The 10,073-nt window shown below is 67.7% G+C and carries 10 protein-coding genes; 3 read left to right on the forward strand and 7 right to left on the reverse strand.

What is annotated here, in order from left to right; translation table 11 throughout:
- Nucleotides 1–614 (reverse strand): GNAT family N-acetyltransferase (locus Y704_RS0101290; protein ID WP_253904183.1); only part of this gene is annotated, 614 nt, incomplete at its 3' end.
- Between the two features lie 44 nt (nt 615–658).
- On the opposite strand from Y704_RS0101290, the gene Y704_RS18050 reads away from it, so the two are divergent.
- Nucleotides 659–1,621, forward strand: a complete 963-nt coding sequence (locus Y704_RS18050; protein ID WP_035771054.1) for an alpha/beta hydrolase — start codon at nt 659–661, stop codon at nt 1,619–1,621.
- A 117-nt stretch (nt 1,622–1,738) separates the two neighbouring features.
- Here the strand turns inward: Y704_RS18050 and Y704_RS0101300 are convergent, their stop codons facing one another.
- From Y704_RS0101300 to Y704_RS18060, 4 genes are read right to left on the reverse strand one after another with little or no spacing between them, the layout of a single operon-like run.
- Entirely contained in the window at nt 1,739–2,296 is a 558-nt protein-coding gene (locus tag Y704_RS0101300; RefSeq protein WP_026548793.1) for a dihydrofolate reductase family protein, read from the reverse strand.
- Nucleotides 2,293–3,162 carry an alpha/beta fold hydrolase gene (locus tag Y704_RS0101305; protein WP_026548794.1) on the reverse strand — a complete coding sequence of 290 codons (870 nt, stop codon included), beginning with the start codon at nt 3,160–3,162 and terminating at the stop codon, nt 2,293–2,295. The genes Y704_RS0101300 and Y704_RS0101305 overlap by 4 nt, the downstream gene beginning before the upstream one ends.
- On the reverse strand, nt 3,159–4,025 hold the full coding sequence (locus Y704_RS18055) for an SDR family NAD(P)-dependent oxidoreductase (protein ID WP_035771060.1): 867 nt from the start codon (nt 4,023–4,025) through the stop codon (nt 3,159–3,161). Before Y704_RS18055 ends, Y704_RS0101305 begins: the two co-directional genes overlap by 4 nt.
- Complete coding sequence (locus tag Y704_RS18060; protein ID WP_051476579.1) at nt 4,022–5,551, reverse strand: flavin-containing monooxygenase; 1,530 nt, start codon at nt 5,549–5,551, stop codon at nt 4,022–4,024. The genes Y704_RS18055 and Y704_RS18060 overlap by 4 nt, the downstream gene beginning before the upstream one ends.
- A 69-nt stretch (nt 5,552–5,620) precedes the next feature.
- On the opposite strand from Y704_RS18060, the gene Y704_RS18065 reads away from it, so the two are divergent.
- Together Y704_RS18065 and Y704_RS18070 are read left to right on the forward strand one after the other, a co-directional pair.
- Entirely contained in the window at nt 5,621–6,658 is a 1,038-nt protein-coding gene (locus tag Y704_RS18065; RefSeq protein ID WP_035771065.1) for an AraC family transcriptional regulator, read from the forward strand.
- Nucleotides 6,659–6,746: 88 nt separating this feature from the next.
- On the forward strand, nt 6,747–7,064 hold the full coding sequence (locus tag Y704_RS18070; protein WP_035771057.1) for a DUF6457 domain-containing protein: 318 nt from the start codon (nt 6,747–6,749) through the stop codon (nt 7,062–7,064).
- A 12-nt stretch (nt 7,065–7,076) separates the two neighbouring features.
- Here the strand turns inward: Y704_RS18070 and Y704_RS18075 are convergent, their stop codons facing one another.
- Nucleotides 7,077–8,483, reverse strand: coding sequence for an MFS transporter (locus tag Y704_RS18075; protein ID WP_051476580.1), 1,407 nt, complete (start codon nt 8,481–8,483; stop codon nt 7,077–7,079).
- A gap of 152 nt (nt 8,484–8,635) precedes the next feature.
- The coding region (locus tag Y704_RS18080; RefSeq protein WP_155850154.1) for a molybdopterin dinucleotide binding domain-containing protein at nt 8,636–10,073 on the reverse strand (1,438 nt) is incomplete at its 5' end.

Here is a 10,073-nt window from a genome sequence, read left to right on the forward strand (position 1 = left end):
GCGCGTTCGTTCTCCTGGTTCACGCCGAGCCAGATCCCCGGAAAGCCGTTGCGGAGCGCGTGATCCAGCGTCTCGCGCATCAGGGCAGCTGCCGTGCCCCGCCCGTGGTTGTCCGGGTGGATGTAGAACTTGCTGAGCTCCACGACCGGGGAGAGCGTCAGGGCTTCGACTACGTCCGGGTCGGTGGGCTGGGTGCGCACCAGCATGCTGTAGCCGCCGAGCCGACCGGACCTGCCCGGCTCTCCGGGGAAGAGCCGTGGGTCACTGCCATCCCGTCGCGCCACGACCTCACCGGGCATACCGTCGGGTACATGGGTCTCACGGATGCACAGCACTGTGCGGTCCGGGTCCTCGACGTACTCCATGAAGCGCTCGGCCGAGAGGTGCGTCGCGACGAAGCGCGCGATATCGGCCGGGCGGGAGCCGGCCGGGCAGGCCAGTGGGAAAGTCACCGCTGCGCACTCCGCCAGAGCGGCGGCGTCGTCCGGGGTCGCTTCGCCGATGACCTGGGCGCCGGTCATGGAGCTGCCGATATCCCGCGCCTCGATTGCCGCGTCCCGGTTCCGAAAGTCATGGCTCAAATGTATAGCGCCGGGGGTATGGCGAAAGGACATACGATCGAGGGAAACAGCGCAGTTATTCTCGGAAGGAACGTTCCATGCCGGCAGTGCTCGAGAACGAGGACATTCTTGGACCGGACTATGCGGCGCGGACCCTCCCCCTGCGCCCCGATGCCGAGGGCGACGTCGTCGCGACCCTGGTGCGGCATCGGAGCGGCGCGGCAAGCCGGCGGGCCGTGCTCTACGTCCACGGATTCGTGGATTACTTCTTCCAGACCCACCTCGCCGAGGCCTGGGTTGCTGCCGGCTACGACTTCTACGCCCTCGACCTGCGGAAATACGGCAGGTCGACGCGCCCGCACCAGACGCCCAACTACATCACCTCGCTGGAGGAGTACGACGAGGAACTCGACGAAGCTGCGCGGATCATCCGGAACGACGACGACCACAGTCTGCTGACCGTCATGGGTCATTCGACGGGCGGGCTGATCGCCAGCCTCTGGGCGAACCGGCGCGCCGGCCGGGGAGTGGTTGATGCGCTGGTCCTCAACAGCCCGTGGTTCGACCTCAACGCGAGCCTCTTCCAGCGCACGATCGGAACGGCGGCCGTGCACCGGCTGGGGACCATCAAGCCCCGCGCGCAGGTGAGCAGCCTCGGCCCGGCCTACGGACACTATCTCCATGCCGATTCCGGGGGCGCGTGGGCCTACGATCTCGCGTGGAAGCCGCATGCCGGGTTCCCCGTGCTCGCCGGCTGGCTGAGGGCTATCCGGCGCGGGCATGCCGAACTGGCACGGGGACTGCGCATCGACTGTCCGGTGTTCGTGGCATGTTCGGACGCGAGTTCATCGCCCCTGAAGGAGCCCGGGCGCATCGATTCCACGGATGTCGTGCTGGACGTCGCCCACATCGCGCGCGGTGCGGTGAAGTTGGGGCGGTCGGTGACACTGGTGCGTATTACGGGCGGGATCCACGACCTGGCACTGTCGCCGGAGCCGGCGCGGTCGGAATTCTTCGACGAACTGATGCGCTGGCAGGCGGCCTACGTTCCCGAGGGGTAATGGTCCACCTCGGTCGGCACTTCCGCCATCGGCCGACGACGCCGCGCACCAGACGCCGGCGGGTCCCGGACAGGACCGGTTTCCACGCCGCACTCCGGATACGCGCGCTCACGGAAATCAGCCGCGGGCGACGTCGTACACCAGGTAGGCGAACTGGCCCCGCTGCTGCGCCGAGCGGAGGGTCAGCCGGTCCGATTCCAGCCTGCGGGGGAGCAGCGGCGCCCCCGTCGACAGCGCAACGGGGGCGACGAAGAGCTGGATCTCGTCCAGCAGTCCGGCATCGAGGAACTGACCGGCAAGGTCGCCCCCGCCCACCACCCAGATGTCCCGCCCGTCCGCAGCAGCTTCCAGTTCATCGTAGACTTCCGTCACCGGGCCATTCACGCAGCGGACGTCGGCACCGGTCGGCACGGGGAGGTCGCGGGTGGTGAAGACGAACGTCGGGCGGTTGCCGTAGAACTCGTTCCACTTCCCGGGGTTCTGGAGCAGCTGTTCCTGCCGGAGCACCCACTCGTAGGTGGTGGAGCCCTCGACCAGCACGCCGATTCCCGCCAGGAAATCCAGCTGGTCCTGTGGGTCGGGGGGTTCGACGGCGAACAGCCAGCCGAGTGAATTCGCCTCGTCGGCGATGTACCCGTTGAGAGAGGTGGCGGTGCTGAAAATCGTCCGGGTCATGAGAAGGCCTCCACATCGCCGATGAACTGCCTCACCAGGATATCGAAGTCCTCTTCCCGCTCGATCTGCGGCATGTGTCCACACTCGGAAAACATGGAGAACCGCCCGTGCGGAAACGCTGACCGCGCGGCCTCCAGGTGCGAGGCCGGAAGGACGCGGTCCTCGTCGCCCCACACCACGAGGGTCGGCTTGCCCTGGGCAGCGACCGCCGGAACCAGCCTGTTCCGCCAGCGGCGCCGGACGCCACGGAAAGTGCCGAGGTGGTGCACGACGGCGAGCAGGACGTCGTCGTGTCCCGGGTTCGCTGCCACCTTCATCGCGTGGTCGAGGCGCTCCTCCGTGACGAACCTGCTGTCATAGAAAAGCGACCGCTCGGTACGGTAGGCATTCTTGCGGGATTTGTTCCTCAGGAGAAGCAGTCCCACCGGCCGGACTGCGAGGAGCCGCAGCGCGAGGATGACGTCGGGGCCGAACCCTGCGCTGTTCGCGAGCGTCAGGCTCCTCACGCGATCCGGCGCGAGCACGCTGGCCTGCATCGCGACGGCACCGCCCAGGGAGTTGCCGACCAGGTGCACCGGTCGGAGCTCGTCGAGGCCGTCCAGGACGGCGAGGATGAACTCGGCCAGGGATTCGAGGGTGTACTTCCCCGCGGTCCGCTCCGAAAGCCCGAAGCCCGGCAGGTCGACACTGATCACGCGATGGCCGGGGACCAGGCGGTCGTAGAGTCCTTCCCAGTCCTCGAGGCTGCGCCCGATGCCGTGGAGGAGCAGCACGGGAGGCAGGGAAGGGTCCCCGGTGTCGCGGTACCTGACGCGGACGCCGTCGACGTCCAGCACATCGGCGGAGCGGGCGGACCCGGTGCTCACGTGGATGTCCCCCTGCTCATTCTGCGGCCGAGCAGGCCGGCCACGGAGATTCCCCACCGTTCGAAGGTGCCGAAGGAACCGGGTGTGATGCGGGTGGCGACGTCGAGGATCTTCGCGCTCGTCCCGATCAGCAGGCGGCGCCTTCGGTGCTGGACGGCACCGAGGATGAGCTCGGCGGCCCGATCGGCAGGGAAGGTCAGCAGGCGGTTGAACTCCTTTTTCGTCCGCTCCTGCTCCGCTGAGGGAAGCCCGCCCGCAACCCGCGCATTCAGGGCGATCCCCGTTTTCACGCCGCCCGGGTGGACGCAGGTGACGCCGATGCCCCGGGGTGCCAGTTCCCGGCGTAGCGACTCGCTGAACCCTCGGAGGGCGAACTTGCTCGATGAGTACGCCGTCTGGCCCCGGGGCGCCACGAGCCCGAACAGACTCGACACGTTGACCAGGTGGCCACCCGGAGGAATGCGCGGCAGCAGGTAATGCGTCAGGACGACGGGAGCGCGGAAATTGGTGTCCATGACCCAGTCGAAATCGTCGAGCCCCATCTGGTCGAACCGGCCCGCCAGCGCAACCCCTGCGTTGTTGATCAGCAGGGAGATGACCGGCGTTGTCTCGAGGATCTGTCCGGCGAGGTCGACGACGTCGGCACTGTTCGAGAGGTCGACGACGTGCGTCGCGACATTCCGGGCCGGGAACGCGGACCGAATGGACGCTGCCACAGTTTCGAGCCTGCCGGCGTCACGGTCCACCAGAACGAGGGCGCAGCCGCGCTCAGCGAGTCCGCGGGCGAGGTGCTCGCCCATGCCTCCGGCGGCACCGGTGACCACGGCCGTACCGCCGCTGAAGGTGAAGGGTGGAAGGCTCATGAGGCAACCTCCTGGAGGTGGGCGCGTGCGGCTGCAGGGTCCCGTTCGATGCGTGGGGCCGCCGGCGCGTCGAAGACCATATCGGTGGCGAGGTTGCTGAAGAGGGCGGACGGTGCGTCCAGCAGGTAGTTGTGCCGCAGCATCCAGGGCTGGCGATTCCCCTGGTGAGGGAAGGCAGCGGCCCCGCGCTGCACGTAGCCCGACGTGAAATCGAGGATCGGATGCCGGGCCATGCCGTCCTTCACCGCAGGTGCCGCCGAGCGGTAGCCATGCCTGTCGAGATAGTTGAGCAACCGGCAGACGTACCGTGAGCTGAGGTCCGCCCGCAGGGTCCAGGACGCATTCGTATAGCCGAAGCACAGCGCGAGGTTGGGGACTCCGCTGAGCAGGAGGCCGCGGTAGATCCGCCTCTCACCAAGGTCGATCGCCCTCCCGTCCACGGTGAAGCTCGCGCCGCCGAGCGGCAGCAGGGACAGGCCGGTGGCGGTGACCACGAGGTCGGCGTCGAGCTCGCGACCGGAGGACAGGCGGATGCCGTGCGGCGTGAACGTGTCGATCGTGTCGGTCACTATCGACGCCTTCTCCGACTTCAGGGTGCGGAAGAAATCGGCGCTCGGGGCGAAGCACACCCGCTGGTCCCACGGGTCGTACCGGGGCGTGAAGTGGTCCCGCACCACCTGCGCGTCGCCCAGGATGTTCATCGCCTGCTTGCGGAACATCTTCTTGGCGAGCTCGGGGCGGCGCCTGCACAGCTGATAGAACGCCTGCGTGACCACCACATTCTTGGCCCGCGCGAGGCGGTGTGCGGCACCGGCGGGAAGATGTTTGCGCACCGCGTCGGCGAACCTGTCGCGGCCCGATACGGCAACGATGTACGAGGGGGAGCGCTGGAGCATGGTGACGTGGGCGGCGTCATGGGCCATCGAGGGCACGAGTGTGACGGCGGTGGCACCGCTGCCGATCACCACCACGCGCTTTCCTGTGTAGTCGAGGTCTTTCGGCCAGAACTGCGGGCGGACCACCTCGCCCTGGAAGTCGTCGATGCCGGGGAAGGACGGCTCGTGGCCGCGGTCGTAGCGGTAGTAGCCGGTGCAGGAGTAGAGGAAACCGCAGGTCATCACCCGGCGCTCGGGAACGCCGTCGTTGCCTGTCACCTCGAGTGTCAGGAGCCAGCGCGCGTCCGCCGAGGACCACGCCGCGCTGACGAGCCGGGTGCGGAATCGGATGCTGTCCTGGACGCCGGTATCTGCGGCGGTGTCCCGGATATAGCTGAGGATCGAGGCCCCGTCGACGATGGACCTGGCCCCGGTCCAGGGGCGGAACGGGTAGCTCAGGGTGAACATGTCGGAGTCGGAGCGCACGCCCGGGTAGCGAAAGAGATCCCAGGTTCCGCCGATCGATTCGCGGGCTTCCAGCACCGCGAAGGTTTTGCCGGGGCATTCGGTCCGAAGGCGGTAGGCGGCTCCGATGCCGGAGAGGCCGGCGCCCACAATGACGACGTCGAGGTGTTCCATGTGCTGGGGCATCTTCTGATTATTTCCCACACCTCCAGCATTTACTTGACTCCAGCTGACAGTAATTTACCCTTGAACGACATGAGGTCATTCATCCGATCGGCAGGAATGCGGGGCTTCCGCGCCGTCGTCGAGGCGCACGGGGCCGACGCCGCGATGCTGGCGGAGCGGTACGGGGTGGGCGCCGAGGCGCTGGACTCCGATGACGTGCTGGTATCCGACATTGCGATGGCCCGGTTGCTCGAAGGTGCGGCCCGCGACCTTCCCTGCCCCGACCTCGGACTGCGGATGGCGCTGCACCAGGACATCGGGATCCTCGGTCCACTCGCCCTCGCAGTACAGAATGCGCCGACGGTGGGCTCAGCGCTGGAGTCCGCCTCGCAGTTCCTGTTCGTGCACAGTCCCGTGCTGAGCTTCGGCATTGTTCCCGATCCGGAGGGCAGGCACGGCGAGGTGGGGCTGCGCTATGGCTCGGTCGACGGCGGCGCACCTCCGCCCCGGCAGGGAGCGGATGTGGGCCTTGCCTTTGTGCACCGCATGATCCGATTCCTGGTGGGTGGGCCGTACGGCCTGCATTCGGTGCACCTGCCGCACCGGCCCCTGGTTCCGGCGTCGAGGTATGCAGAGTTTTTCGGCGCCGAGGTGCGGTTCCAGCAGCCGTCAGCGTTGCTCCGGGTTCCCCGGAGCCTCCTCGACCGCCCCGTGACCGGTGGGAACGAGTCCCTCCGCGAAATCGCCCTGACGTATCTGCAGGGACGGCTTCCAGAACCGGGACGGACCCTTGCGCCGCAGGCGAGGGTCGCCGTCGAGCGCTCGCTCGGCTCGTCTCCTCCGCGCATCGAAGCCGTCGGCCGGCTGCTGGGAATGCACCCGCGGACCATCCAGCGGAAACTGGCCGCGGAGGGAACCTCGTTCGGAAGCCTGCTCGATGACGCCCGCCGGGAAGCGGCGCTGCGATTCATTCAACGGACGAATCTCCCGTTCGTCCAGGTCGCGGCGCTCGTGGGGTTGTCCGAGCAGTCGGCCCTGACCCGTTGCGCCCGGCGGTGGTTCGGAGCCACACCGCGGACGGTCCGGGCGCTGGGCGTCACTGCAGGTGCCCGGTCCGGGCCGCCCTGAGTGCGGCGCGTTCGACGATTTTCGTTGTGCCGTGCGCCCGCTGATGCTATTCCTTGAAGGAGAATCCGCTGCCGACCAAGGAGAAGCAATGACCGTCAATATCGATGCCGAGGAACACGAGCTCAGCGAGTGGAGCCGCAAGCTGACGCAGGCGCTGCAGATCCTCGACCTCGAGGTGGACCACGGGAAGATCGTCGAGGTTGTCGAGCGGTCACGGTCCGTCTCGCCCAACGCGGGCGCGATCAGCGCCTTCCTCGTCGGCTATGCCGCCGGTTCGTCGCCGACGAGAGGCCGCCGGGGCTCGGACGCCGCAGTCCAGAAGGCATCGAAGACCGTTCTCGAGATTGCGACCCAGAATCCCGACGACGGGCAGGAGAAAGCGGGCTGGACGGGTTCGGCCCAGTAGCGGCAGGACCGGTCAGCGTGTCCGCAGCGCGGTCCACACCAGCACCGTGATCACCAGGAACATCGCGCAGAAACCCAGCCCCGAATAGCCTGCAGCCGTGAGGACCGGCCCGGCCAGGGCACCGCCGAGGGCACCTGCCAGATTCATGAGCAGGTCCGATGAACCCTGCACGGCCGGGCGCTCCTCGACCTGGACGGAGTCCGAGAGGAGGGTGGATCCTGCCACCACCGACGCCGACCACCCCAAACCCAGCAGGATCAGGCTCGCGGCCACCGCGCCCTGGGACTCGGCCCCGGTCCAGGCGAGAAGCAGTGCGCCGAGCAGCAGCAGTTGCCCCAGAACGATGGTGCGGGTGCGGCCCGCACGGTCCGCCAGCCAGCCGAAAATAGGGGACAAGCCGTACATTCCAGCGATATGGAGGCTGATGGTCAGGCCGACGATGCCAAGGGTTGCGCCGTGGTCGTGGAGGTGGACCGGCGTCATGGACATGAGCGCGACCATGGCACCGTGACTGATCGCGATGCTGGCGACGGCATACCGGGCCACCGGATTGGTCCGAAGGATTGCGAGACCGCGTCGGCTGGGGGGCTTCGGGCCGGCTGCGCCGTCCCTGAGGGCGGCGGATGCGGCTTCCCTGTTTCCGTTCCCCTCCCCGTTTCCGGCGCCGCCGCCGTCCGGGCCGGGCAGGCTGATGGCTGTCGCGCTGATGCCTGTCGCGCTGATGCCGGTTGTGCCTGATCCCCCGGCGGTTGGCAGAAAAGTCGCTGCCGGACGCTTCGTCGTCGAGTTCCGCTCGAGCGCGGTGAGCAGCGGGTCGGGGCGGAGGCCCACCGCGTACACGACGGCCGCTGCTGCCTGGGCGGCGATGGAGAACACGAAGCCGCCGCTGAGGGCAGGCAGGCCGAGGACGGCGGCAACTGCCTGGCCCGGTTCGAAGAGGTTGGGCCCAAGCACGGCCCCCACCGTGGTGGACCACACCACGATCGAGAGGTCCCGCCCGCGGGTCCCGGACGTGGCAAGGTCAGTCGCGGCGAAGCGCGCCTGCAGGCTCGTTGCCCCGCCCGCGCCGAGCAGGGCGAGGGACACGAGGAGGAGCCAGAACAGGGAGAGCGACGCCGCGGTCACGGCAAGGACTGCGCCCGCGCCCGCGATGGTTGCCCCTGTCGACAGGGAGACCCGCCGTCCGCGCTCGCGGGCGAGGGTTGCGAGCGGAACGGCCGCGGCTGCTGCGCCCAGGGTGCTCATGGTGGCGGCCATGCCGGACCACGCGCTGGAGCCGGATGTGTCCGCCGCGAGCAGAGCGCCGAGGGACAGCGTCGCGCCCATCCCGATCCCGCCCAGGATCTGCGCGGACACCAGGACCCGAAGGACCTTGCGCTGCACCGGGTCTCGAGGCTCGCCGGCCCTGTTTCCGCTCACCCTGGTGCCTGCCTCGCCTCGACTGCCCGAACCCCACCGCTGTATCGGGTGGGTCCCAGCAGTCTATAAAGGCCGGCACCTGTTGTGTCAGACGCCGACCGTTCCGGCTGGAATCCCTCTCACCGGTTCGGGAGGGGCCGGCACCTGCTGTCTCAGACGCCGACCGCCTCGGGTTGGGTGCCTGGCGCTGCCGCAGGTTTCCGGGCGAGGAAGGTGAAGTCCTCCTTGTCCGTGGAGGTATCGACCGCCGGCGTGAGGCGCACGATGATCTGCTTCGACACCGGCGTGTTACTGCCGTCGGCCACATGTTCGAGGGGCACCAAGACATTGGCCTCGGGATAGTAGGCAGCAGCACAGCCGCGCGGGGTGGGGTAGGACACCACGCGGATCTTGCTCCACACCCGGTCCACGCCGTCCTCGTAGATGCCGTGCAGATCCACGTTCTGGCCGTCCTCGAGACCCAGCTCCACGATGTCCTCCGGGTTGACCATCACCACATGGCGGCCCTTCTTGATGCCACGGTAGCGGTCATTGTGGCCGTAGATGGTGGTATTCCACTGGTCATGGGAGCGGAGGGTCTGGAGGATCAGCGTCCCTTCCGGCCGTTCCACGGGCTCCAGGGCGTTCACGGTCAGCACGGCCTTGCCCGTGGGCGTGTTGAAGGTCCGTGAGTCCCGCGGACCGTTCGCCAGGATGAACCCACCCTCCTGCCGGATGCGCGTGTTGTAGTCCTCACACCCTTCGACAACACGGGAGATGTGGTCGCGGATGAGGTCGTAGTTCTTCTCGAAGCCGGCCCAGTCGGCGTCGAGCTTGTCCCCGAACGTCGCCAGCGCAAGGCGGCTGACAATGGCCGGCTCCGACAGCAGCGTGGGAGCCACGGGCTCTACGCTGCCCCAGGAGGGGTGGACGGCGCAGACGGTGTCCTCGACGGAGACGAACTGTTCGCCGGTCTCCTGAATGTCGATCTCGGTGCGGCCCTTGCAGGGCAGGATCAGCGCTTCCCTGCCGGTGATGAGGTGGGAACGGTTGAGCTTGATGGAGATCTGGGCCGACATCTCCAGGTTCTGCATGGCAGCCGAAGCCATGACGGTGTCCGACACCGCCGAGACCAGGTTCCCGCCGAGGGCCACGAGCACCTTGATGTCGCCGTCGCGCATCCGCAGGATCGACTCAACGACGTCGGCTCCGTGCTTCTGTGGCGGCTCGAAGCTGAACTCCTTGCCGAGGGCGTCCAGAAAGGTGGCCGGCATCTGCTCCCAGATACCCATGGTGCGGTCGCCCTGGACATTGCTGTGGCCTCGGATGGGGGAAGCCCCCGCTCCAGGTTTGCCGATGTTACCGCGGAGGAGGAGGAGATTCATCATCTCCTTGATGGTCTCCACGCCCTTCTTCTGCTGGGTGATGCCCATGGCCCACGTGATGATCACATTGTCGGCGGCGAGGTAGCGTGCGGCGAGTTCGTCAATTTCCTCTGCGCGGAGCCCTGTTGCTTCAAGGACTTCCTGTTCGTCCAGATGGGCGAGGTGCTCCTTGAGGTCCTCGAGCCCTTCGCAGTGCTTCTCGAGGAAGTCGTGGTCGAGGACCGTG

The sequence above is a fragment of the Arthrobacter sp. Br18 genome (genome assembly GCF_000520555.1).
Lineage (GTDB): Bacteria > Actinomycetota > Actinomycetes > Actinomycetales > Micrococcaceae > Arthrobacter_D.

Coding starts and splice junctions, on each gene's coding strand:
- Y704_RS18050 (WP_035771054.1), top strand. CDS start 659: ATGCCGGCAGTGCTCGAGAACGAGGACATTCTTGGACCGGACTATGCG.
- Y704_RS0101300 (WP_026548793.1), bottom strand. CDS start 2,296: ATGACCCGGACGATTTTCAGCACCGCCACCTCTCTCAACGGGTACATC.
- Y704_RS18055 (WP_035771060.1), bottom strand. CDS start 4,025: ATGAGCCTTCCACCCTTCACCTTCAGCGGCGGTACGGCCGTGGTCACC.
- Y704_RS18060 (WP_051476579.1), bottom strand. CDS start 5,551: ATGCCCCAGCACATGGAACACCTCGACGTCGTCATTGTGGGCGCCGGC.
- Y704_RS18065 (WP_035771065.1), top strand. CDS start 5,621: ATGAGGTCATTCATCCGATCGGCAGGAATGCGGGGCTTCCGCGCCGTC.
- Y704_RS18070 (WP_035771057.1), top strand. CDS start 6,747: ATGACCGTCAATATCGATGCCGAGGAACACGAGCTCAGCGAGTGGAGC.